A 21,335-nucleotide genomic window follows, 5' to 3' on the forward strand; every position below is an offset into this window, starting at 1 on the left:
CTGTCGGTGGCTCTCGTGCGCGGTCGAGTGAACTTGGCCGCTACACACGCGCCGAGACGGTTCGGCCCGGGTGACTACCTCCACCTTTTGGTGGACGTCCGCTTCTCGAGTGCCTCGACATCTGCGATTGGGATCCTCCACTGTCCGCCAATGCGATTAGCGGACAGCTCCTGACGAGACATCATTCGCCGCACTGTGCGTGTGCTGATACCGAAGTACTCGGCCACTTCTTCCATCGACATATACGCTTTGGCCATTTTGGCTGCCCTCCTGCTGCCTTCTACGTGACGGAGCGCGGTCCTGACAGGCTCGAAGGTTCTGAGACCTGGCGGTCCCGGACCGTCTGGCCGGTTCGATCGTCGCGTCGCTTCTTTGGCGGCTCGATGCGGTGCGATGAACGTTGCTCGGCGGGCGCGGGTCTGGCGGCGGGGCTTGGACGGCAACACCTGTCCCGCATGTCATCTATACATGACATTGACATCCTCCCCCAACCTAGGAGCCACTCATGCATACGAGCACGCACAACCAGAACTGGTACTCGGTCACCTACACCGCGACAGCGCCCCCCGGACTGCCGCCCCTGTTCAACGCAGCACGGGTCTGCACCTACATCGACGCCGAGTCGACCTGGGTGATTGCGCTCTGGGATCACCCGGACCCCGACCGCCCGAGCAACTGCATCTTCAAGGTCGCCTCAAGCGACATCGTGAGAATCCAGAAGCACGACGACCTCCGAAGCGCGGCAATCTCGGCCATGGCTTCCCAGTAGGCGCCCGTAAGCGGCCGTCCCCGGCCAGCCACGCCCAGCCACGCCCAGCCACGCCCAGCCACAGCGATCAGTCGTCGCAGTACTTCTTCAAGTACGCAGCGATGCTGTCAGCGTCGCTTGATGCGTACTCCTCTACGTCTTTGACCTCGCGAAGAACGTCTGCCAGCTTCTCGAAGTCCTCATCGAGCACACGGTCGTTGTACGACGGGGTCAGCAGTGAGTCGTTCTTCGGCGCGCACTTGCCACCCAGCAACGGCTCGGCTTGCACACCCACCCCGGGCCACCACGCGGGGCCACCTCGTGGCTTGAAACTTCGCAGGATGATGGAGCGCACCATGACGATCGGAGCCCGCACCCCTGAGCGCTTGTCGTCGACGATCTGCTCAGTCGCTGTCACCAGAGTGACCTGAAGTTGGTTGGCCTGCGAACCGTCGTCGAGCTTGCCTGGAACACGGGCAACCTCCCATCGCGAGGTGAGGAAGATGGCTGGAGCGGCAGCGGGGTCCTCGTACAGCGACGCCCAGGCCCACTCCCAGTCGTACCCAGTAGTGGCGCGGCGGCTATTGGTCCGCGCGTAGTCGGTCGTTTGCGGGTACTGACCGGCGAAGACGAAGTCGAATGCCTCCGAAGGTGACCTCCCCTCGAGGTCCGGCGAGACACCCCGCTCGGCAATGTCGATGGCGCGCGTTGCGAGTGCCTCGACGTCAGCGGCAGTGAAGCCGCTTGGCGGGGGCGGTAAATCTTCGACTCTCGGCGGCCGAGTCTTGCCATCGGTGAGCCGGTCGAGCCGATCGAGGGTCGACTGATCACTGGGCGTCGTGGTCCGGGCAGTGGGGACTCGGTTGGTTGGTTCAGTGGAGCGGTCCACGGAACCGCCTTCGCTGCATGACGAGCAAGCGACACCGACGAACGCGACTGCGGCAGCCATCGCCAGGCGGGCCGTCGCACAGGCTCGTGCTGGTGGTGCGGCTGTTGATGGGTTGCGGGTGGGTGCGGAGCGCTGACGCACGTTGAACCTTTCGGAAGGCGGGTGGAGGGCCACCCCTCCAACGCACTTGCTGTGCGCGACTACCTTAGGCGTATATGGCTAAGGTGTTCACGCGCTGGGCATAAATGGCTGAGCCTTGTGAGGTTTAGCCATGACCGATCCGTCCGGGACCTCCTCCGACGCGGCGTTCGCTGCGGCGCAGGCCGAGTTCGGACGACGGGTGCGCGAAGTGCGGCAAGCTCAGAGCAAGTCGCTGGAAGCCCTCGCGGAAGGCAGCTCCCTGCACTGGTCGAACGTCGCCCGGATCGAGCGCGGCCAGGGCAATGTCACGCTACGCAGCCTGCTGCGACTTGCCGATGCGCTCGGCGTCGACGCGGGCTCGCTGGTCGCGGGACTTGAGACCGACGTCTAGAAGGATCCGGGTTTTCGGGATGGCATAACCCTCCACCGACCTATGACGGATCTGCGCCGTGTCACCCAGCTCGAGGTCGCGGGGACGTTGGACGTGTTGTTCGGCATGCCGATGAGTCGGTTATGACTACGTTCAATGACAAGACCACCATCCGGGCTACCTGGCTCGCGTCCATCGATCCAGAGCATGTGCCCGGCGCACGAGGTCTTGGCTCCGGTCTGCAGGTCACCTGCTCATGCGGCTGGTCGGTCGCAACATCGAATGTGAGAAACGCTGCGCTACGCAGCTTCGGCCGCCGCGTCGAGACGGCAGCCTCGAGCCGAGCGACACATGTTCTGAATGGGCGCATCGCCGGTCATAACCTTCTCGGTCTGTCCATGGCGGGCGCGGGATACAACCTTCACTGTTCCTGCGGGTGAGCGAGCGGCCCTGTCACGTGGTTGCTGAGGCACTCCCTCGCAATTTGGGGCGCGCACATCCGGATCTCGTCGGTCGGCGGCCGTGCGGGCGAGGTCTAGGGGTCTTCGCCTCAGTCATGGACGGGCGTCTTCCTTGTCCAAGGCCGCAGCGGGCGCTCTGCGACATGCGCCAAAGAGGTACCAACGTCGTGGGCTTCAGCAAGGAGCGCAGGAAGGCAGTGCGCGAGACGGTCTGCGGTGCTCCGATGTCAGTCGAGCGTTGCCCACCAGTTGAGCAATGCTCCCCGCACGATGTACTCAAAGGTCGATAGGAGCATGGGCGCTTCCTTTGCGTGCCAGATACCACCGAGTCCGCTCGCTCCCGTTCCGTACGGCTTCTCCTGGAAGGCTTCGCCTTCACGTCGGGGCGCTTCGAGCATCGGTACGGGGAATGGCTTTCCGGCGTGGAGAGCTGTCGAACGGTGTCCGTAGATGATGGAGGACGCCTTTCGAAGGGTCGTCCAGTCGAAGAGACTGAATTCCGGCCGAGTGGCGGGTGGGTCAGGTGCGAACTGCGCAATGAAGTTGACGAAGCGTGCGGTGGCTCGCATCTGCTCTGCGAGGAGTGCGGCGACTGATTCCTGTACTTCGGGGCTGGCTGGTTCCACGGCTGCCCACATGTCGGGCCAGAACTCGCGTAGCAGATCGACCGGCGGTGCTGATGTGGTGATGGCGTGGGTGGCGGCTACTTCGACGGCCGTGACGAGTTGCAACCATGCCCAGTTCGCATCTTCCTCAGCCACCCAGATTCCGGCCGCGTAGGCACGAGCCGCCCTGATCAGGGCAATCTCTGAGGCCTCGCTGAGTGCGTTGAGTTGAGCGATGAGGCCGAGGTCGTCGAGGTTGCCTCTGCGAGAAGCAACTTCGGGTAGTTGGAGAGCGCTGTGGGCCGAGGTGGGCGTCGTAAGCGTCCGTACCTCAAAGTTGATGGGCGGTGAGGCGGTCTCTTGATCGTCATGGAACCCGGACAATGTCCTGGTTCCAGCGACCCTGAGTCGGACCCCATGGCGCAGCGCAATCAGCGCAGCGAGTTCGTCGCTGATTGTGCCGCCGTAGTAGGCGGAAGAGTCGGCGGGTGCGAGCTTGTTGTCGACGACGAGGTCGGGGATCAGGTTGGCGTGAATGCCGCCCTTGAGGAGAAGCACGAGCCGGACGCGACGAGGTGAGCCTGCGGGTTCGCTGTGATGGACCAGCGACAATTCGTACGGCCCCAAGGCCGTGGGACCGCCGACAAATGCGCAGTCCGAATGCAACTCGTCGATGAAGTACTCAAGCTCCGGCAGCCCCTCATCGAAGCTTTGCCAGTTTCGCCATGCGTCGGTGCCCATCGGCTCGCTTTCCCTGGTGGTGGCCTCGTTTACCTGTCGAGGTCGCTAGGTCGATGACGTTCGAGTGGGTGGGTCTGCCAGGCTCTCGCGCTTCGACGTCATGTGTAGCCGGTCCAGACCCGACCGGACGTTCATCTCGCGGGTCGAGTGCCGCTAAGGCAACGTGGTCCTCCCAAGTCTGCTGCGACTGTCGGCCGCATTCGATATCGATCCAGTGGTGTTGGGTGTTGCCCTCGGTCCGACGTACGGGCGAATAAGCCCGGTCAACGCCCCAGGCCCAGGTCCGAACCGTCCATCGCGTCGCAGCGGATCGTGCCGATAGCGGACGGGTGCACTCGCAGACATTCGGACGACCGGACATCAACGTCTTCAACGCGGACTGTCTTGCAGTTCTCCGTGAACTCCCCAGCAACAGCGTCGACTCCGTGGTCACGGACCCTCCGTATGCCATTAGCGCCGCCGATGCGCTTGAGGCCCTTGAACAGTCTGACTCAGACGCCGTGATGGCGGCAGGCATGCTCGGGATGCAGTCGCAGAACTGGAACGAGACCGCAACTCATTCGCGTGGCTACATCGACAACGACCCCGACCTCTTCGAGGCCTGGTGCCGATTGTGGGTTAGCGAGTGCTTACGGGTTCTCAAGCCCGGCGGCCACCTCGTGGCGTTCGGAGGGACGCCGACATGGCATCGGCTCGCCTGCGCGATTGAGAAGTCAGGGTTCGTGATCCGCGGATCGATGGCGTGGCTGTACGCCACCGGTTTCCCGAAGGGCGTCAACGTTGGTGCAGCCTTGGACGGCTCCAAAAGCATCGGTGGCTCAGCCGCGCGAGGTGTCGTCGCCGGTGCAGCGGGCACTACGGCCCGTCGTTGGGACGGCTGGAGTACTGCGCTCAAGCCCGGACACGAACCGATGGTGCTTGCCCGTAAACCGCTCATTGGGACCGTCGCAGCGAACGTCACGCGTTACGGAACAGGAGCGTTGAACATCGACGGTTGTCGAGTCGGCACAGATCTAGAAGCGGGTACAGACCTTGCAGGAAGATGGCCGTCGGACGTCTTCATGGACGCTGCGGTCGCTTCGGAACTCGACGAGCTAGCGAACCGTCCGGTTTCTCGATTCTTCTGGCATGCGAAGCCCGGGGCCGACGAGCGGGTGACCGTTCGGGGCGTCGCGCACCCGACCGTGAAGCCCCTCAGCCTCATCCAGGAGATCGTTCGTCTCGTCACTCCCCCGAACGGAACGGTGCTCGATCCATTTGCCGGATCAGGGACGACGCTGGCGGCGTGCATCGTCGAGGGGTTTGGCTGTGTTGCAGTTGAGCGGGAGGCGGACTACCTGCCGTTGATCGAGCAGCGAGCGAACCGACGACTGAATCCCGTCCAGGCTGTAGCGGCGAGCGGCGAGGACCTCGGCCTGTTCGCCATGTTCGAGGATGTCTGATTCGGGGAGGAGGGGCGCACCGGTTGGCGGGGGTGCGACAACTGGGTAGCCGCGGCGAACCGGGACCAGTTTGAGCGGCCGAGGTCCGGGCTTACTTGGCTGCTTCGTACTGCTCGAGCACGGAAGCTGGGATTCGACCCCGATCCGAGACCGTGATGCCTTGCTTACGCGCCCATTCGCGAATCTGGGAGTAGTCCTGTCGTGTTCCACTAGCACTCTTCTTGCGGCTGCGTCGTGTTGTGGTGGTGCTTGCGCTGACCTTGGTGGCTGCGTCGATGTAGGGCTTCAGTGCCTTCTCGAACGCCGCGATGTTCTTCTTTGACAAGTCGATGGTGTGATCAGTGCCGTCGAACGAGAAGGAAACCTCAGCAGCGTCCTTTGTCCCGTCGAGGTCGTCGGTGATCTTAGTGATTGTCGTTTTGGCCACCTAGTGATGTTGACGGGAGATGGCCGTGAAGTCCATCGAGGATCGCAGGCGAACCGCATCGGGGAATGCACGAGGTGGTCCTTCTAAAGCGTCGTCGGACTTCGCGGTTACAACGCCGCGTGTCGAACGAATCGTGGGCTGCTGCTTTCAGTTCTGGCGGGCGGCGTTCAGTCGGACCCGTCGCCGACCGCCCTGTCAGCGTGCCTGAAGTCGATGCCTCCGTCGCCGCAGGTGGAGCACTGGAGAATCCCGATGCGTGGCCTGTTCGAGGTGAAGATCCATGCGTCGCAGCTTCCGCACTGCCAGACGAGCGCGTCCTCACGCATCAGGCGGAGAAGTTCCCAGGTTTGCTCCGGGTCGTCAGCCTCGATGAACTGCGGTTCGGTCTGATCGGTCTTCCCCAGCCATTCGTCGAGTGTGTACCGACCGACCCCGAAGTCGTCTTGACCAACGACATAGACCCATTCGTCGACTTGCTGGGTGGTCACCATGCAACCCCCGCCGGTGTCGAAATGGTTGAGCGACGCGTCCCACGCGCCTCCAGCGTGCTTGAGCACTGCCTCGCTTGCTTGCATGGCGCCAATCTTGCCGGTCGGTCCGGACACCACCCGTCCAATTCGTCTTGACGTGGTGGATTTCTGGACGGCGCGGCTGCTGGTGAGTTGGACTTGCGGTTCATACCGTTCGTCAGGTGCCACCTCGCCAACGCGACCCGCTTGCCGGACCGGGCGATTTGTGTGTCAGCGACCTGCGGCAGGCACCCCACATCATTGAGGACCCAAGCACTGACGCGGACCTGCAAACCGTCTATCGGTGGTTGACGTCCAAGCCCATCGACCGGTTGCTTACCGTCGCTGTGGACGACGCCGTGCAATACGTGTTGGACGGCGGTCGGACCTGGCGTTTCGATCTGAACTCGCCTGAGGTCGATTCAGATGAGCGCGCCAGCGTCGGCACCAAGCTGCAGTACCGAATCCTGTCGACCCTTGAGTTGGTCAAAGAACCACCGCTCGACACGCGAATTGCAGGTATCGCAGTCGAGCTCAAGGGCACGGTGCGCGACACGTGGATGATTCCGCGAGAAGGACAGTGCGAAATCTGTCTCCTAGTGCAGGTCGACACCAGGAATGACAGGCATCGAGCGTTCCTCCTGCGGACGCACAGGATGTGGCTCAACGCCCCCAACCAAGACAAGAAGCGTTCCGTGAAGGCGGGTGCACGTGACACCTATGCCCTACCGGTGATCGGCTGGACACCCCTACCGACGAACCCATTGAAGCTCCTCACCCCCGTCCAGTGCGACACCGTGTTCCAGCTCAAGGTCGGCCTGGTCAAGCGGCTCACCGCACTGTTCGGTTTCCTTCCAGACACCGTCATCCCCCGAACTGCGATCTTGACGGTCGGCGCGAACATCAAGGACCCACTCCGACGCGCACGCCAGGCCAAAGAACCGGTGCTGGCTCAGCACGGCCTCCGGGTTCTGTGTGGGACATGGAGCGAGCAGTCAGACGAAGCGGCGCAGCGCGGTTTCGACCTCTCAGATGAGGCATGGATCGCTCTGACCCCCCAATCAGGACACGGCGGGCAAAACCTGCTTGGCAATAGCTCGCGCGAGACCGCTGGGGACGGCGTTCCCGATCTGCTTAGCGATTTGGGTTTTGGTACCGACCCATAGGTAGTCCTGTGGAAACGCCTGGATGAGGCTGGCTTCGTAGTGGGTGATGACCCGGTCCACGCTCAGGTTGGGGTCTCCCTTGATGTAGCGGGAGTCGTCGTCTGCAGGTTGCCGACCTGGAACCCACTGCGGGTGGAGATAGGCGCCCTTTTCGGGCTTGAAGAATTCGGTGCGGATCGTCAGCGACGGCCGATCCCAGTGCATGCGACCCATGACGTCGGTGGTGCCGGTGGGCTTTTCGGCCCAGCAGCGCGGCAACAGGTCGGGGCGGACGTCGAAGCGTCCACCTCCTGGGGGCACATAGGAGTAGCGCTCAAGCGACTCGGGTCGGGGATCGCGACGGAAATGGATGTCCAGGCCCTTGAAGGTGCCGGGGAACCAGTCGCCGAAGAACTCAGCCTTGCTGTCCGGCAGGTTGACGTGGTCCGGCTTGGCCGGGAGCCCCGAGATCACGTCCCGAACGGTTCGCCACGGTAGAAGTCCCGAACCGGGCTGCGGATCCTTTGCGTGTGTTGGGGCAGGCAGATCGATTGGACCGACCCGGGATCCGATGATGATGGTTCGCCTACGGCGCTGTGAGACACCGTAATCGGCGGCATTGAGTACGCGGTGGCTGAGCGTGTACGCCTTGAGGGTTCCGTGGTCGACCTCTTCCTGGAGCATCTGGAACTCAGGCGAGGCGTAGAACCTGTCGACGTTCTCGATCACGAAAACCTTCGGCTTCGCAGCGTGGATGAACCTCATGTACTCGCGCCAGAGCTGGTTGCGGGGATCCGCGAGGTCCTTCAGTCCAAGGTTGGAGAACCCCTGGCAAGGCGGCCCGCCGATGATGACGTCGGCGCGGGGGATGCTCTTCTTCTCCACCAGCGCGATGTCGCCTGCGACCGTGTGGTCCTCGCCGAAGTTGGCGGCGTACGTGGCGGCCGCTGCTCGGTCCCATTCGACTGCCAGGAGGGGATCGAAGCCCTCCCCGGCGAACCCGACCGTCATGCCCCCACACCCGGCGAACAGGTCAATCATGGTCGGCTTCGTCATGGTCAAGATTCTAGGTTGGACCACGGACAGGACGGGCAACCTCGCCGGGACGTGAATGGAGTGACCAACGGGGTCAGCGTCACTAACCTGGCCCACATGCCTGCTGCGTTCGCCAAGGACCTGTGCGGATTCCGTGCGCACGGCAAACCCAACACCTCAGATGCCTCCGACCAGTTCTCCGTCGACCTAGGACAGGCACTGTTCGAGGCGCTGGGTGTGGATCCTGCAGCGACAGGGCTTGAACCGACCGGCGCCCCGTTCTCGCAACGAGTCGCCGACGACCTACAGCAACGGATCCGACGTGCTGGCAGCCCCCTGCTGGTCGTTCCCGAGAAGCCGCTTAACGCCTTTGACCAATACAGCCACGTCGCCGCACTCAAGGGTGTCTCGGCCGGACCATCAAAGCAGTACCAGGCCGCCTGGAACCGGCTAGTGAGCTTCACCCGCAAAGCCGTACCCGAGAGCGATAAAGCGAGGCGCACGAAGCTCGAGGAGCACCTTGCCAGGGTCAGTGACGCAGCTCAGGCGGACGCGAACTCGCGTCGGGTCTTGTTCGAGCAAGTAGGTGAGGAGTCGCTACTGAAGCTCGACGTCACGGCGGCGATGCCCGGCTCCGGTGCACCAACCCTCGAGGTCGGGTTGTCGCTGAAGTGGTCGCTTCGAACCGACAGGGCACAGGACTGCCGCAGCCAAGGCGCGAAGATGTCGGCGCTGCGCCGCGGCCGCATGCCGCACTTCGCCGCCGTTACGATGGAGCCGCGCCCCTACATGCTCAACTTGCTCGGCGGCGGGTCCGGCGAAGTCGACTGCGTCTACCACCTCGATCTGCCAGCTCTGACCGAAGCAGTCGAAGCAGCGTGCGGAGACCGCCCACCGCGACAAGCTGCGCTGCAGACGTTCCGACGTCTGGTCGCACAGCGACGCCTCCGCGACTACGACGAACTAGTCACCTACATGGGTTCGCTACGTCAGTGACCCCGGCATCTGAATCCTGGGCCTCTTCAGAGGGGAACCGGCGTTCGATGAAGGCCAACCGTGGCCGTGACACGAAGCCGGAGATGGCCGTGCGTCGGGCACTCCACGCACTCGGCTACCGCTATCGGGTCGATGTCCGCCCCGAGCCGAACCTCAACCGGCGGGCCGACCTGGTCTTCACACGGCCCAAGGTGGCTGTGTTCGTGGACGGTTGCTACTGGCACGGATGTCCGAAGCACTACACGTCGCCGGTCACGAACGCCTCCTTCTGGTCCGGCAAGATCGCCGGAAACCGGGAAAGAGACGCCGAGACAACCCGGCTGCTCGAGGCGGCGGGATGGTCAGTCGTCCGGGCTTGGGAACACGAGCCGACAGAGGACGTCGTGAGCCGGGTCCGCGAAGCCATCCAACGCAGAAGCGAACCCTCATCGGGGAACCTGAACACATGAGCTTTGAACTACAGGTCCTCGAAGGGGAGCCACTGGGTGATGCATGGGTTCGGAAACCATTCATCGCCGTGGAAGGATTCCGCAGCTCGTGGTGGCTCGAGCAGGCAAAAGGACCCCTACGGTTCTTTGTGCTTACTGACACTGATCTTGGACAGGTGGCTCGGGCCCAGGTCAGCCCGACGTCCTTTTCCGGTGCGGCATATCCCACATGGAGCGGTCCAGAGTCTGGTGCCGCCGAGATCGATCTGCTGGAGGTCCGCGCCGATCTGCACGGTCGGGGGCTCGGCGCGACCACGGTCGACCAGATCCAGGCCGCCCTCGGTGTCCCCCTGATCGCGATCTCATTGAACACCGCGTCAGACGCATTCTGGCGGTCGTTGGGCTGGACTGAACACCTTCACCAGGACACCGAGGGCAGCGCGGATGATGACTCGACGTCCTTACTGTTCGCTGGACCTACGGACCACTTGGTGAGGACCAACGCCTGACCGGGACTCGACGATGGGCTTGCGGACTTCAACCACCTCGCAAGGCCGCGAGCCTGTCTGGGGTGATCGACTCGGACGACCTCGGCCGGAGTCTGTCTTGCCCTCAAGCCGCGCTGCTAACCAGGCCCCTAAGGTGGTCCCGTCATGTTGAGGGCACCGGTACCTGAGCAGGTGGTGTGGGCCAGCGTCACCCGCCCGCCAGTTCCGCTCGTCTATCTAGACCTCAACCATTACATCGGGCTTGCCAAGGCGAGCCGGGCCGCGGCCGGGCACACCGCCGACGACGGGCGCCCCATCACAGTTCTACCCGGGTACGCCGAGTTGCTGGACGCCGCTCGGCGCGCGAAGTACGAACGCCGAGCAGTATTCACGCTCTCGAACGTCCACTTCATGGAAGTCGCACATGCGGTGCCCAGCCCCCGCCAACGAGGGCACATCGCCGACATCATGGAAGACCTGACGGACTTCACCTACCTCCTCGGCCGCACCTTCATCGCTCAGCTCGAGATTGCGGCAGGCCTCGACCACATCTATGGTTCGGCTGCCAGCTACGCACCAATGCCGCTTCTTGGCAGGTCCGCACTCTGGGCGTTCAACCGAAACGGCCACTTCCGGTTCATCAACGAAGAATCCGGAGAAGACAGCGGCCCTGCAATGCGCGCCGAACTTGGTGACGACGAGTTCGACAGGCGGCTCGCTGAGATGAACCGGTACATGGAAAGGCGACTACTCGAGGGCCCGCGGGACGCCGAGATCCCCCAACTCAGAGCCAACGGGTACGACCCAGAGACCTACGAGATCGGCGCCACGAAGCGCCTGGACTTCGAGCTCGAGACCTCGGCGACCCTGCAGAGGGAAACGCATTGGCGCCGCGGACGCCTACGCGACCTCGTCTTCGGCCGTGACGTCGGTCAGCATTGGACAGTCCCGGTCGTCGAACACCTTGAACAGCGGGGGCAAGACGGCTTCCGGAACGACATGCCTGCAGGTCCAGACATGATCGCGCTCTGGGCGGCGATGCCTCAGGTACAGGTCGCAGTCAGCATGAAGACCCGCTACCACCGCAATCCAGCGCACCGGTGGAAGATCAACCACATCGCTGACATCGATGCCCTCGCGGTTGCTTACCCATATTGCGACATCGTGCTGACCGACGCCGAGGCCCGTGGTGCGCTCGTCAATGCCCGCGAGCTGACTGGCTTCGGAGCCCGCCTTCCCCGCACCGTCGCCGAGGCCGCCGACCTGCTCAACGGTCTGCCTGCGGTCGATGATTTCGAGCGGCAGATCTTCCACCCGCCTCAATCAAGGGTCTGAACTGCGGCTTGACTCATGGTCCCCACGAAGACCAACTCCGCAAGCCAGCCGCGTAGTGCGTCAGTCTGAGCGCGGTGATCCGGCCAGCTCCGACAGTCGACGGGCGATCTCGGCGTCGCGATCAGCGGCGACGTGCTGGTAACGCATCGCGGCGTCGGGTGTTGTGTGGCCGAGCCGACCCATGAGTTCTGCGAGGGTCGCGCCGGTCTGCGCTGCTAGGACGGCCCCGGTGTGGCGCAGGTCGTGCCAGCGGAGGTCTTCACGGCCTGCGGCGTCTCTGGCCGGGTAGAAGACCTTGTACAGGGTTGAAGGTTGCATGTGCCGGTTGTCGCAGCTTGAAGACGAAAAGAGGAGCGCGTCGGCCGCTGGTGCGACGAAGTTGTTCAGGTGTGCTTCTACTGCTGGCATCAGGTGGGGTGGGATCGAGATATCGCGGATTCCTGCGTCGGTCTTGGGTGGGCCGACGATCATTTTCCCGCGAACTCGAACTACGCCTCGTCGTATTCGGATGAGTTTGCGCTTTACGTCGATGTCGCTGCGTCTTAGTTCGGCCAGTTCACCGAATCGCATTGCGCACCAGGCGGCGAAGAGGGCCATCAGTTTGTACTTGCCGGGCAGGTTGTCGATGAGCGTTTCCAGCTCGTCGAGGGAGGCGGGCCTGACTTTGTGAGCGGGCTTCACGTTGCCCGCTCCTCGAATGTGGGCGGGGTTGAACGGGATCAGTGGGCTTGGCCGGTCGGAGGCTGCTGTGCCGAGGATCGTTCGTAGGAGGCTGTAGGCGTGGGCTCTCTGTGCCGCACGGTCTGGGGACATCGCGTCGTACCAGTCGTTGACGCTGTCGACGGTGATCTCATCGATCGGCACTCGTCCGAAGGTCGGGTTGATGGAACCGTCCAAGATGTATTGGTAGTGGTCCCGAGTCGTCGGCCGCAGGGCTTGACCCTTCGTCTTACGGTTGCTTAGCCATCGCTGGGCATACTCGTCAAAGGTCGGCATCGCCTTCTTCGCCGTGGCGCGCGCGAGCAGGTCGGGGGCCCAGATGCCCAGCTGAATCTCGGCGCGGCGAGCGGCCAGCCACGCGATCGCGTCGTCCTTCGCGTCAAAGAGCACCGGCGGCCGGTGGAGCCTCCCATCGGGGCCGATGTAACCCGCGCGGTACCGGCCAGAGGGCCGCAACTCGACCCTGCCGAAGCCGCGCCTGGTCCTCTTCGACGTTGTTGCCGCACCCGCCATTGGGCGACCCCCTGGTTCCCAGCAGCTGATGTTTCCCATTTGCCTTGACGATTAGGGAGTCAACCAGAAAGGGAACCTAAACCGGTGTTCGAGTCCGGTGTTGTCATCGGTTGTCCGCACCTGTCAGGGCTACCTGAAGCCTTAAGCCGATTCTGGGGCCGCCGGAACTGAGACTGTCATGGCCTCGCACGCTTGCTTGACTACCGCGTGCAGGTGCGCACGGTATTCAGTCGGTGAGTTGTGGTGACGTCTCGAATTGTTCGACGAGTAATGCCAGACCTTCACGGCGTTGAAAGACTTATGAGAGAACCACTCGGCGCCGGAACCCTTGGTGCCCTTGGTCGTCTTACCTTCCATCTGGGCTCCAACCTGCAGATAGTTGAAGACATCCACACCGAGGCAGATGAGGAGCGGCTTGCTCTTCTTGCCGGGACTCATCATGCTCAACAGTTCCTGAAGGCGCTTCAGCCCATCCGTCACGAGGACTGGGTTCTCCTTCACTAGGATCTTCACCTCTTCGACGCTGCCTGACGTCGTTGTGTGGAGCAAGTCGGTCATGAAGGCGCCTTCGAGCGGGCTGTTGTGGATCGCTGCGGCCAGGAGATGGTCGTTGTTTTTCATGCTGTTGTGGAAGTTGGACCAGGACCCGCGGTCCATGTCGTTACCGGCGTTGAGTCCCAAAATCACCCGGGTGGCATGAGCAACCTGTCGGACCGCGCGGGTGGGGAGGCCGTCTGCGTCGACCGGTAGCCCCAAGACTGGGTCGAAGTCGTAACTGGTCAGAGTGCTCGGATCGCCCCAAACGGCCCAGGAAGCGTTCATGACACGAGGCGAGGGATCGGTCCGACGGGGGCTTTGTGCTTCTTCGAGCAGGTATTGGACGACGTCGTCGAAGACACTTTGATCCATGCGCGACATCGTCGCAGGGGACTGCGCTCTGGTTCGTTGCTGACGCGAGTGACGGTCGTTCCGATTCGACGCGTCTGACCCGTCTTGATCGGGTCACCTGCAGTGGGCGGCCACTGATGCCCTTCTGGACTCAGGGGCGTCCGTACTTTTTAGCGGTGCGGGCTGCGATCACGCGGGCGCCTGCCATCCGCATCTGGGCGAACTGAGTGCTGACTTGGAATCGGGAGGCGACTTGCTGATCGTCCCAGCCTTGCTTTGCGGCTTGCCGTGCCGCTTGTTCTGGGATGAGGAGTTCGCCTGACATGAATGTGGCTTGCTTCTCGTGCTCAGGGTTGAACTGTCGACGGTGGTCGCTACCGAGGATGACGGCGTCGAACTCGTGCTCAAGGAAATGGTGTCCGAGCTCATGGGCGATGTTCGAACGTCGGCGTACCTGAGCATGGGCGTCGTTCTCGACGATGATGCGCGCGGCGCCCAGGGGCACGAGAGCCGCTGACCATGCGTCGGTTGCTGCGGTTTGGAAGTGCTCGTGTGTCTCGGGCGGCAGGTCCTGCTCGAGCAGGTCGGTCAGTGAGTAGACCGGGATGCCGTGTTCGGCGGCCAGGGCGTGGGGGTCGAGCGGTTCGTCGTCGGCGAGCCCGAGCCCGGCGCGTTCCTCTTGGGCTACTTCGCGCATCCGGGCCTGCGTCCAGCCGTTCTTAGGACGCGGGGCCCGCTTCTTCGGCGCCTTCTTGGTCGTGGTCGTCTCGTTCGGCCCTGAAACGGCGGGCGGCTGCTCCGATGACGTCTTCAAGGTAGGAGACATCCTTTTCGGTCAGGTCGGTGCGCGCTCTGAGGAGCGGTCCGAGGGAGGCGACGAGGTCGGGTTCTTGTTCACCGTAGGTGTCGGCACCGACGTAGAAGTTCTCTGCGGGCATGCGTAGCCAGGTGGTCATCGCTGCGAAGGCGGTGACGTCTGGACGCAGTCCTTGTGCCATGCGCGAGATGGTCGATGCGCTGACGTTGATCTCTTTGGCGAGCTGACGCCAGGAGATGCCTCTTTGGGTCCGTGCGGCGTCCAGGGCGGCGTGGAGGGATTGGACGTTGACGGTGGGTCCGGCGCTCAAAGTTGCTTCGCCTTCGGCGCACTGCTCGACATGTCGGTCACGTGTGTTACGTTAGCACTGCTCGATAGTTCGAGCACTGTACCGAATCCGGTGCAGTCAACTATTGCAGGGAGCCCGCCATGACGGCAGCGCACGCACGACCGGAGCTCAACGAGCAGACCGGGCACGACCACGAGGACCGAACGGTCAAGATCATCGTCAACACCCGCCCGCACGACTGGGCTGAGAAGTCGATCTCCTATGAGGAGGTCGTCGAACTCGCCTACCCCGGTCAGCCGATCGGGCCCGATGACGAGATCACCGTCCGGTTCACCCGTGGCCACGACGACAAGCGCGAAGGTTCCCTGACGGCCAACCACAGCGTCCGCGTCAAGACGAAGATGGTCTTCGATGTCTACCGCACGACTCGCTCGTAACGCGGACCTCCGTCGTCTGATCGACGACGGATACGGGATCTCCATCGAGGGCGGACATCTCGTCGTCCGAAAGGTTCCCTACGTGACGACTGAGGCGACAGTCGCCTACGGGGTCCTCACCTATCCCATCACCGTCAGCGGTGACCAGGTCGTCTTCGACACCGACCACCGAATCTGGCTCAGCGGGTCTCCGCCTCATGACCAGAACGGTCGACCGCTGACCCTGGCCAACCCCGAGCAGCGGCAAGTCACCCCTGAGCTGACCGCGCAGTTCATGCTCTCGAGCAAGCCAGCAGCGGGGTACGTCGACCACTACGACAAGGTCACCGCCTACGTGCGGATCCTGGCTCACCCGGCCCAGGCTGTGGACCCCTCGGTGTCGGTCACACCGGGTGCCGCGTGGCAGGAGGTCGAGGATGATCTGCCCTTCCGGTATCGCGACACAGCTACCACACGTGCTGGGCTCGGTCACCTGACCGACCTGTTCCGCGGACAGCGGGTCGCGATCGTCGGTCTTGGTGGGTCTGGTTGCTACATCCTCGACCAGGTCGCGAAGACGCCCGTCGACGAGGTCCTGCTCGTCGACGGAGACGCGTTCGACAATCACAACGCATTCAGGGCGCCGGGGGCGGCCTCGCTCGAGGAGCTGCAGGCCAGGCCGTCCAAGGTCGGGTACTTCGCCGAGACCTACGGTCGGATGCACACGGGCATCCGCACCGAACACGCTTACCTCAACGAGGAGAATCTGGCGATCCTCGAAGGGTCCACGTTCGTGTTCCTGGCGATCGACGATGCCGAAGTCAAGGCATCGATCGGCACGTACCTTGCCGTACGGGGGGTCGCCTTCATCGACGTCGGCATGGGCGTGGAGGAGATTGACGGCAAGCTCTCGGGACTCCTACGGACCGTGTACGCACCGGCAGGTGTCACCCCTGAGAAGGCTTTGGAGCGCGTACCCAAGTTCAAGGGTCAGCAGGATGACTACGACCGCAATATTCAGGTTGCTGACCTGAATGCACTCAACGGAGTCTTGGCGGTCGTGCGTTGGAAGCGCCATCTGGGTCTGTACGCCGACGGGGCCGAAGAGACCTTCTCGACGTACTCGATCTACACCAACGAAATCAGCAACGAAACCCCCACGATCGGAAGCGTCGGTCACCGGGAGCAGCTCGACGCCCTTCCAGAAGCGGGAGCAGCATGAGCGTCACCAGACTAAGTCCCAAGTTCGTCGAGGAGTTCCCAGCAAACCTCGACCCCGGGGTGCTCTACGTCTCGATCGAGTACGGCACCTGCGGGCACCTGTGTGCCTGCGGGTGCCGCACCGAGGTGACTACCCCGCTGTCCCCCGCTCAGTGGTCGATCACCTACGACGGACAAGACGTCTCGCTGTGGCCCTCGGTAGGGAACTGGACGCTGCCCTGCCGATCGCACTACATCATCGATGGCGGCCGCATCCGGTGGGCGAGGTCTTTCACCGAGGACGAGGTGCTCCGCAACCGCGACCGCGACCGTCGAGCCCTTACCCGTCATGACGAGGGTCGCGTCGAGATCGACGACGCGGATCTGGATCAAGCCCTCGACCGAGACACACCGGCGGTGGGCAGCAACGCCGCATCTCACGTGGACCGCTCGCCCTGGGCCGGTCGGCCCACATGGTGGCGTCGCCTCCTGCCACGCGTCTTTGGAAAGTGACACAAGGCAGCGGGCGAGATCGGCCGCCGGAAGCGGCCGTGCTGTGGCCAGCCGTTGCCGCTGCGGCCCCCGGGTTCGATGCCATGTTGCTTGGTGACCGATCGCTCGAGGCGGCGTTCGGTCGCTTGAGGACGACGTAGCCGAGAGCTTCGGACTAACCTCCAGCGACCGCACCTCCTCTGGTCTGTTCGCAACTGAACGCGCGAACATGGTTCGCACCGGCTGGTCGAACTGCTGTTCGATTTAGGGCGCCATGGTCACATGTCGAGCCCGATGCGGTCGCCCAACGAGCGAAGTACCGTTCACGTCGCACCTAGGCCACCTTTGCCCTGCCAGGTCTATGTGGACAGCGGCACAACGCCCGACGGTTGGTATGAAGCTGAGCTCCTGGAGTGGATTCGCTATGCCGGGGTCGGCTGGGCAGGCATGGCCCGCTACCGCACCGGCCCCAGCGGCGGGTACGTCGGCTACTTCTCAGTCGACAACATCCGAGATATCAATCCACCCGATGACCTGTGACTCAGTCATCTATGGCCTGTCTTCTCGACAAGCCGTCGCGGCAAGTGTGTCGAGCTGGTCCTGGCTCAACGCGGGGGTCTTCTTGCGGCGATGGAGCGTGCCGTCAGTCTTCAACTTGTAGGTGATCACGGCGGCATCGGCTGGGGTGGCCTTCATCGGTGCACCGATTGCGAAGCAACGGCCGCCGAACACCACGACATCACTGTCTTCCTTTAAGTAGGTGGCGGTCGCGGCTGGCACCCATGTCGCGGCGAGCGTGACGTCGTTCGGTCTCTCCCATGTGGTGATCTTGCGATAGGGGCTGCTCAGCGTGGTCTCACCCAGAACGAGGAGGGACACCCCGAACTCGTACGTATTGGGGGCGGTCACGTCGAAGACGACACGGTCGGGGAGGTTGGGGTCGCGGCGAAGTGTTGGTTTGCCTGGGGCGGGCACGGGTTCTGACTGAACGCACTCGGCTGCGTCGAGTTCTGGAACCAGCATGTTCGTCACGAATGAAGTGATCGTGGAGGCTGCGACGAATCTTTCCTCTGCGGCGCCTCCTGACAGCACACGGGCGAACGGTTCGTCCCAGCCGCGGATGCGGTAGAGCCGGAACCAACGGACGTCGACGTGCTCGAGCGAGACCGCGTCGTGCAGCGGGGTGCTGCCGACGCAGAATCCGTCGACGGTGATGACGCAGTCTCCGCTGAGCCGTCCCACCTGCGACCCCGTGATTGAGGGTTCGGCTCGCACGTTCACACCGCCAGGGCGAGTCTGTACGTTCTGCGCTCCGTTGCTGCTGGGCGCGCCTTCGCATCTGGGGGCGGAGGCTTCACCGGGTGAGGACGGGAAGGCGAGTCCCGCTGCTCCCCAGATCGCGGCCCCCAGGGTGAGCGCTGTCAGGACAGTCGTCTGAGTGTTCAGTCCAGGTGTGTCCTGAACCGAGACGCGCAACCGGACCAGCACACATGCGACCGCACCGATGATGAGGGCGACGAAGAGGAGCCGGGCGTAACGCCGCGGCTCGTCACCGAAGATGGTCCCCCGAACGAGCAAGACAGCCAAGAAGGTCACCAGCAGGAGTTGGATCACGGCGGCTGCGGTGAGTAGCCGTTTAGTTGATCGGGCCATGGAGCTGGTCATGGTGATCCCATCAGTCGTTCCGCACCCAGTCGGTCACGGAGCGCGTCGGTTAGGGGTTAGTCGTCCGCTGGTCGATTTGCTGCACCCGCCCTGGTCTCGGGGCTGGAAAGGACTTGGTTCCTCAGCAGTCCGGGAGGTCGTCCAGGTTGTTCTTGGCAGTGTTGTCGCGGTCAGTGCGCAGATACTTTCCGCCGTCGACTGTCGAGTCGACGACCACGTGAATGTCGGTGTGGCCGGTCGTCCACGGCACGTAATAGGTGTGCGTTCCCGTCTCGATGTCACGGATCGCTTGGGCCTTCGAGACGGGGCTCCACGATGAGCCGTCATCGCAGAGCGAGGTGATGTCGCCGTCTGAGTTCTTGCCGGTCTTTCGTACGGGCCTGGCTGCCATTGGTTCCTCCGGTTGGGTCGAGTGATCTAGATGCGACTGGCCAACTGGAACGGGCTGCGTTGACCGTGGCTCGCCGAGCCACCAGTGCCAACCCTATGGCAACTTTGGCAAGTTACGATGTTCTGTCCGTGGCCGCAGTAGCGCCGTCCGAAGGCGCCCGGCTGCGCGCAGCCGGAGGCGTAGGGGGCGGCGTGTGCGCGTGGTGTCCCAACGCCCCCGACGCCTTGGAAGGGAAGCCGTCTGCACGACGCTGATCTGCCGGGCGGACTTGACCCCGACGCAGGCGTGGCTGCGTGTGAGCCGTTCGGTTGGGCGGTGCGGGCTAGGTCTCCCCGACGCCGAGGTGGTCAGCCCGAATGTGGCGGCGCGCGATCAGCGGCGGGACGTCAGGAATCAACAAGATGACCTACTTGGCCGCAGCTTGTGATTAACGCGGACGGGGAATATCTTTGCACTTGAAAGGCCTGAATCGACCTCTGTTCAAAGTCTCCGGGTTTCCGTTCGAATGGTGGGGCCGCCCCAAGTGGTGCGGCCCTACCGCCATTCACGCCGTGAGGCGGGCGCCAAGTAATGGGCGACCCAAGACAGTCAAGCTTCCGTGACGTCTACGCCACTGAAGTCCCGAACGGTGCTTACCGCAACGCGTCTCGGCCGCAAGAAGAGACTGGGCTTAACGGACTGACCGGAGGGCACTCGCGGTCTAACCCGCGATCGGGTACCAGGTTGCGGTCATTGCGCCGGGCCCCGATGACTATGTTGCTCCGGTCCTGGCGTGTCACTTGTTTATGCGGTCGGTTTGGAGCCGCTCTTGGTCAGGACCGCGTATCCCGTGGCGGCGATCCCTGCTCCGACGGCTACTTTCTGCCCTGCTTCTTTGCCAGCGGTGCGGAGATGCTGCGGATCACGAAGGGCCTGACGCCACGCAATCGGTTCCACTGAGTTCCGGTCGGATTCGATCGACAGGGGTGCGTGGAATTCGTCGATGATCACGGCGGTGGCGTTGAGCGACTTAATTACTGCCCGTGCGGCGCGTGAGTGCAGGAGCATGTTGTCGTTTGCGATCCCGGCGGCAGTGTCCATGCGGGACATGAGCGAAGTCGTCTCCGCAACGACGGCGGCTCGCCGCTTGGATCGTGCGTCGGCGATACCCAGGCGGTGCCCGTCCAGGGTCTCGGGGGCTGTGGCCAGGACATGGTCGAGTTCGACGACTTGGAACTCGTCTTGGAGTTCGAAGCATCGCGCGAGGATCGCGACTTGGACCGCGACCTCTCCTTCGATTTCGTGCATCGCTCGTTTCAGTTCGCCGGTCTTGCTCTTGCTTTCGACCTTCTCTGCGAGTGCGCGTAGCGCGAGTAGGGCGTCTTCTTGGACGTTCAGGATAGTTTCGGACGATCCGCTGACCTTGTCCCACAACGTCTTGGGGTCGCCGCCACGGGCGCGGATGATCATCGCCTCTTCGATGGCGGCTGCTGCGCTTCTCATCCTGGCGAGGACGTTGTCGCGCTGTGTGCGCCGGACGTCGTCGAGCTTGTGATCGATGCTGACAAGCAGGGCTCGAAGTTCTTGGGCTTCGGACTGTTGGGCGACTTGACTCAGTAGGCCACCGACACCGGACAGGACGGCCGGGTTGGTGAATAGCGACTTGGGTCCGTCTTCGACTTGGAGCCACTTGAGTGACTTCTTGCCTGGCTCGCCCAGCATGGCGTGGCTGATGCCTTCGGTCTTGGTCTTCATCAGACCACCGGCGTCCTTGAGCCGCTTGGCCGCCTCCGGAGTCAGCTTCAAATACATCCCGGACTGCTCAACGATGCCTGAGACGGCCGTGGCGGCGTTCGAGCCGGTGCGGGCGAGGTTTCGCAGCCTGCTCAGGTCGAGGCTTCGGGCGACATCGAGCAGTCCGGCATGTTCCAGGAACCGTTCGACGGAAGAGCGGTCACCTGTAACGACGACCCCTTCGCCGTCGCTGACGAGCTCGACTTCGCCTGCCATCGTCCCTCCCCCTCTTGTGCCTCGACAATCAACTGAGGCCATCATCCGTCGGGTACAACCTGACCGCCCACGAAGCGGACGATCTGACGCCGATCATTCTGACTTGGTCCGCTGACAATCCCAGTGCTGGGCCAACCGGGTGGTCGACGTAGGTCTCCACAGATTGCGTCGGTGGAAACACCTAGGGTGATAGGA

24 protein-coding genes are annotated in these 21,335 nt (G+C 63.2%); 11 read left to right on the plus strand and 13 right to left on the minus strand.

What is annotated here, in order from left to right:
- Positions 1-74: 74 nt before the first annotated feature.
- A complete protein-coding gene (locus tag Q7T52_RS20605; RefSeq protein ID WP_370692289.1) occupies positions 75-257 on the minus strand; it encodes a helix-turn-helix domain-containing protein in 183 nt (60 codons plus the stop codon).
- Positions 258-505: 248 nt separating this feature from the next.
- Between Q7T52_RS20605 and Q7T52_RS04040 the strand changes: the two genes are divergently transcribed.
- Complete coding sequence (locus tag Q7T52_RS04040; RefSeq protein ID WP_304799636.1) at positions 506-769, plus strand: hypothetical protein; 264 nt, start codon at positions 506-508, stop codon at positions 767-769.
- 67 nt (positions 770-836) lie between these two features.
- Here the strand turns inward: Q7T52_RS04040 and Q7T52_RS04045 are convergent, their stop codons facing one another.
- Positions 837-1,637 (minus strand): hypothetical protein, encoded by an 801-nt coding sequence (locus tag Q7T52_RS04045; RefSeq protein WP_304799637.1) that lies wholly within the window; start codon positions 1,635-1,637, stop codon positions 837-839.
- 271 nt (positions 1,638-1,908) lie between these two features.
- Here Q7T52_RS04045 and Q7T52_RS04050 point away from each other — a divergent pair, with 271 nt between their 5' ends.
- Entirely contained in the window at positions 1,909-2,169 is a 261-nt protein-coding gene (locus Q7T52_RS04050) for a helix-turn-helix domain-containing protein (RefSeq protein WP_304799639.1), read from the plus strand.
- A gap of 667 nt (positions 2,170-2,836) precedes the next feature.
- Here Q7T52_RS04050 and Q7T52_RS04055 read toward each other — a convergent pair.
- Positions 2,837-3,955: a hypothetical protein gene (locus Q7T52_RS04055; RefSeq protein ID WP_304799641.1), complete on the minus strand. Its 1,119-nt coding sequence runs from the start codon at positions 3,953-3,955 to the stop codon at positions 2,837-2,839.
- A gap of 329 nt (positions 3,956-4,284) precedes the next feature.
- Here Q7T52_RS04055 and Q7T52_RS04060 point away from each other — a divergent pair, with 329 nt between their 5' ends.
- Positions 4,285-5,397: a DNA methyltransferase gene (locus tag Q7T52_RS04060; RefSeq protein WP_304799643.1), complete on the plus strand. Its 1,113-nt coding sequence runs from the start codon at positions 4,285-4,287 to the stop codon at positions 5,395-5,397.
- A gap of 91 nt (positions 5,398-5,488) precedes the next feature.
- Here the strand turns inward: Q7T52_RS04060 and Q7T52_RS04065 are convergent, their stop codons facing one another.
- Together Q7T52_RS04065 and Q7T52_RS04070 are read right to left on the minus strand one after the other, a co-directional pair.
- Positions 5,489-5,824, minus strand: a complete 336-nt coding sequence (locus tag Q7T52_RS04065) for an Lsr2 family protein (RefSeq protein WP_304799645.1) — start codon at positions 5,822-5,824, stop codon at positions 5,489-5,491.
- Between the two features lie 167 nt (positions 5,825-5,991).
- Positions 5,992-6,522: a hypothetical protein gene (locus Q7T52_RS04070; protein WP_304799647.1), complete on the minus strand. Its 531-nt coding sequence runs from the start codon at positions 6,520-6,522 to the stop codon at positions 5,992-5,994.
- Here Q7T52_RS04070 and Q7T52_RS04075 point away from each other — a divergent pair.
- Positions 6,516-7,499, plus strand: a complete 984-nt coding sequence (locus Q7T52_RS04075) for a NaeI family type II restriction endonuclease (protein WP_304799649.1) — start codon at positions 6,516-6,518, stop codon at positions 7,497-7,499. The genes Q7T52_RS04070 and Q7T52_RS04075 overlap by 7 nt on opposite strands.
- Here Q7T52_RS04075 and Q7T52_RS04080 read toward each other — a convergent pair.
- A complete protein-coding gene (locus Q7T52_RS04080; protein ID WP_304799651.1) occupies positions 7,395-8,534 on the minus strand; it encodes a DNA cytosine methyltransferase in 1,140 nt (379 codons plus the stop codon). The two genes, Q7T52_RS04075 and Q7T52_RS04080, sit on opposite strands and share 105 nt — an antisense overlap.
- Positions 8,535-8,630: 96 nt before the next feature.
- Between Q7T52_RS04080 and Q7T52_RS04085 the strand changes: the two genes are divergently transcribed.
- The 4 genes from Q7T52_RS04085 to Q7T52_RS04100 all read left to right on the plus strand — a co-directional run bounded on the left by Q7T52_RS04085 (position 8,631) and on the right by Q7T52_RS04100 (position 11,760).
- Entirely contained in the window at positions 8,631-9,509 is an 879-nt protein-coding gene (locus Q7T52_RS04085; RefSeq protein ID WP_304799653.1) for an NgoMIV family type II restriction endonuclease, read from the plus strand.
- Positions 9,506-9,958, plus strand: a complete 453-nt coding sequence (locus Q7T52_RS04090; RefSeq protein WP_304799655.1) for a very short patch repair endonuclease — start codon at positions 9,506-9,508, stop codon at positions 9,956-9,958. Before Q7T52_RS04085 ends, Q7T52_RS04090 begins: the two co-directional genes overlap by 4 nt.
- The gene (locus Q7T52_RS04095) at positions 9,955-10,446 is read left to right on the plus strand and encodes a hypothetical protein (RefSeq protein WP_304799657.1); all 492 of its coding nucleotides are present in this window, start codon (positions 9,955-9,957) and stop codon (positions 10,444-10,446) included. Before Q7T52_RS04090 ends, Q7T52_RS04095 begins: the two co-directional genes overlap by 4 nt.
- A 144-nt stretch (positions 10,447-10,590) precedes the next feature.
- Positions 10,591-11,760 (plus strand): hypothetical protein, encoded by a 1,170-nt coding sequence (locus Q7T52_RS04100; RefSeq protein WP_304799659.1) that lies wholly within the window; start codon positions 10,591-10,593, stop codon positions 11,758-11,760.
- A gap of 60 nt (positions 11,761-11,820) precedes the next feature.
- Here the strand turns inward: Q7T52_RS04100 and Q7T52_RS04105 are convergent, their stop codons facing one another.
- The 4 genes from Q7T52_RS04105 to Q7T52_RS04120 all read right to left on the minus strand — a co-directional run bounded on the left by Q7T52_RS04105 (position 11,821) and on the right by Q7T52_RS04120 (position 15,008).
- A complete protein-coding gene (locus tag Q7T52_RS04105) occupies positions 11,821-12,870 on the minus strand; it encodes a site-specific integrase (protein WP_304799661.1) in 1,050 nt (349 codons plus the stop codon).
- A 264-nt stretch (positions 12,871-13,134) separates the two neighbouring features.
- Positions 13,135-13,911, minus strand: a complete 777-nt coding sequence (locus tag Q7T52_RS04110; RefSeq protein ID WP_304799662.1) for a hypothetical protein — start codon at positions 13,909-13,911, stop codon at positions 13,135-13,137.
- Between the two features lie 121 nt (positions 13,912-14,032).
- Positions 14,033-14,578, minus strand: coding sequence for an ImmA/IrrE family metallo-endopeptidase (locus Q7T52_RS04115; protein ID WP_304799664.1), 546 nt, complete (start codon positions 14,576-14,578; stop codon positions 14,033-14,035).
- A gap of 22 nt (positions 14,579-14,600) precedes the next feature.
- Positions 14,601-15,008 (minus strand): helix-turn-helix domain-containing protein, encoded by a 408-nt coding sequence (locus Q7T52_RS04120; RefSeq protein ID WP_304799666.1) that lies wholly within the window; start codon positions 15,006-15,008, stop codon positions 14,601-14,603.
- Positions 15,009-15,127: 119 nt separating this feature from the next.
- Here Q7T52_RS04120 and Q7T52_RS04125 point away from each other — a divergent pair, with 119 nt between their 5' ends.
- The 3 genes from Q7T52_RS04125 to Q7T52_RS04135 are packed head-to-tail and all read left to right on the plus strand — an operon-like array spanning position 15,128 to position 17,116.
- Positions 15,128-15,424, plus strand: a complete 297-nt coding sequence (locus tag Q7T52_RS04125) for a multiubiquitin domain-containing protein (RefSeq protein ID WP_304799668.1) — start codon at positions 15,128-15,130, stop codon at positions 15,422-15,424.
- Entirely contained in the window at positions 15,399-16,625 is a 1,227-nt protein-coding gene (locus tag Q7T52_RS04130; protein WP_304799670.1) for a ThiF family adenylyltransferase, read from the plus strand. The genes Q7T52_RS04125 and Q7T52_RS04130 overlap by 26 nt, the downstream gene beginning before the upstream one ends.
- Positions 16,622-17,116, plus strand: a complete 495-nt coding sequence (locus Q7T52_RS04135; RefSeq protein ID WP_304799672.1) for a DUF6527 family protein — start codon at positions 16,622-16,624, stop codon at positions 17,114-17,116. Before Q7T52_RS04130 ends, Q7T52_RS04135 begins: the two co-directional genes overlap by 4 nt.
- A gap of 528 nt (positions 17,117-17,644) precedes the next feature.
- Here Q7T52_RS04135 and Q7T52_RS04140 read toward each other — a convergent pair.
- The 3 genes from Q7T52_RS04140 to Q7T52_RS04150 form a co-directional block, all read right to left on the minus strand.
- On the minus strand, positions 17,645-18,760 hold the full coding sequence (locus tag Q7T52_RS04140; protein ID WP_304799674.1) for a hypothetical protein: 1,116 nt from the start codon (positions 18,758-18,760) through the stop codon (positions 17,645-17,647).
- A gap of 121 nt (positions 18,761-18,881) precedes the next feature.
- A complete protein-coding gene (locus Q7T52_RS04145; protein WP_304799676.1) occupies positions 18,882-19,151 on the minus strand; it encodes a DUF3892 domain-containing protein in 270 nt (89 codons plus the stop codon).
- 783 nt (positions 19,152-19,934) lie between these two features.
- Positions 19,935-21,140 carry a hypothetical protein gene (locus Q7T52_RS04150; protein ID WP_304799678.1) on the minus strand — a complete coding sequence of 402 codons (1,206 nt, stop codon included), beginning with the start codon at positions 21,138-21,140 and terminating at the stop codon, positions 19,935-19,937.
- Positions 21,141-21,335: the final 195 nt, after the last annotated feature.

The organism is Nocardioides sp. (genome assembly GCF_030655615.1).
Classification (GTDB): Bacteria; Actinomycetota; Actinomycetes; order Propionibacteriales; family Nocardioidaceae; genus Nocardioides.

What these genes read in the sequence shown, in the direction of transcription:
- Q7T52_RS20605 (WP_370692289.1), bottom strand. Translation starts at nt 257, where the DNA reads ATGGCCAAAGCGTATATGTCGATGGAAGAAGTGGCCGAGTACTTCGGT.
- Q7T52_RS04040 (WP_304799636.1), top strand. Translation starts at nt 506, where the DNA reads ATGCATACGAGCACGCACAACCAGAACTGGTACTCGGTCACCTACACC.
- Q7T52_RS04050 (WP_304799639.1), top strand. Translation starts at nt 1,909, where the DNA reads ATGACCGATCCGTCCGGGACCTCCTCCGACGCGGCGTTCGCTGCGGCG.
- Q7T52_RS04055 (WP_304799641.1), bottom strand. Translation starts at nt 3,955, where the DNA reads ATGGGCACCGACGCATGGCGAAACTGGCAAAGCTTCGATGAGGGGCTG.
- Q7T52_RS04080 (WP_304799651.1), bottom strand. Translation starts at nt 8,534, where the DNA reads ATGACGAAGCCGACCATGATTGACCTGTTCGCCGGGTGTGGGGGCATG.
- Q7T52_RS04085 (WP_304799653.1), top strand. Translation starts at nt 8,631, where the DNA reads ATGCCTGCTGCGTTCGCCAAGGACCTGTGCGGATTCCGTGCGCACGGC.
- Q7T52_RS04095 (WP_304799657.1), top strand. Translation starts at nt 9,955, where the DNA reads ATGAGCTTTGAACTACAGGTCCTCGAAGGGGAGCCACTGGGTGATGCA.
- Q7T52_RS04100 (WP_304799659.1), top strand. Translation starts at nt 10,591, where the DNA reads ATGTTGAGGGCACCGGTACCTGAGCAGGTGGTGTGGGCCAGCGTCACC.
- Q7T52_RS04110 (WP_304799662.1), bottom strand. Translation starts at nt 13,911, where the DNA reads ATGTCGCGCATGGATCAAAGTGTCTTCGACGACGTCGTCCAATACCTG.
- Q7T52_RS04115 (WP_304799664.1), bottom strand. Translation starts at nt 14,578, where the DNA reads ATGCGCGAAGTAGCCCAAGAGGAACGCGCCGGGCTCGGGCTCGCCGAC.
- Q7T52_RS04125 (WP_304799668.1), top strand. Translation starts at nt 15,128, where the DNA reads ATGACGGCAGCGCACGCACGACCGGAGCTCAACGAGCAGACCGGGCAC.
- Q7T52_RS04130 (WP_304799670.1), top strand. Translation starts at nt 15,399, where the DNA reads ATGTCTACCGCACGACTCGCTCGTAACGCGGACCTCCGTCGTCTGATC.
- Q7T52_RS04135 (WP_304799672.1), top strand. Translation starts at nt 16,622, where the DNA reads ATGAGCGTCACCAGACTAAGTCCCAAGTTCGTCGAGGAGTTCCCAGCA.
- Q7T52_RS04140 (WP_304799674.1), bottom strand. Translation starts at nt 18,760, where the DNA reads ATGACCAGCTCCATGGCCCGATCAACTAAACGGCTACTCACCGCAGCC.
- Q7T52_RS04145 (WP_304799676.1), bottom strand. Translation starts at nt 19,151, where the DNA reads ATGGCAGCCAGGCCCGTACGAAAGACCGGCAAGAACTCAGACGGCGAC.
- Q7T52_RS04150 (WP_304799678.1), bottom strand. Translation starts at nt 21,140, where the DNA reads ATGGCAGGCGAAGTCGAGCTCGTCAGCGACGGCGAAGGGGTCGTCGTT.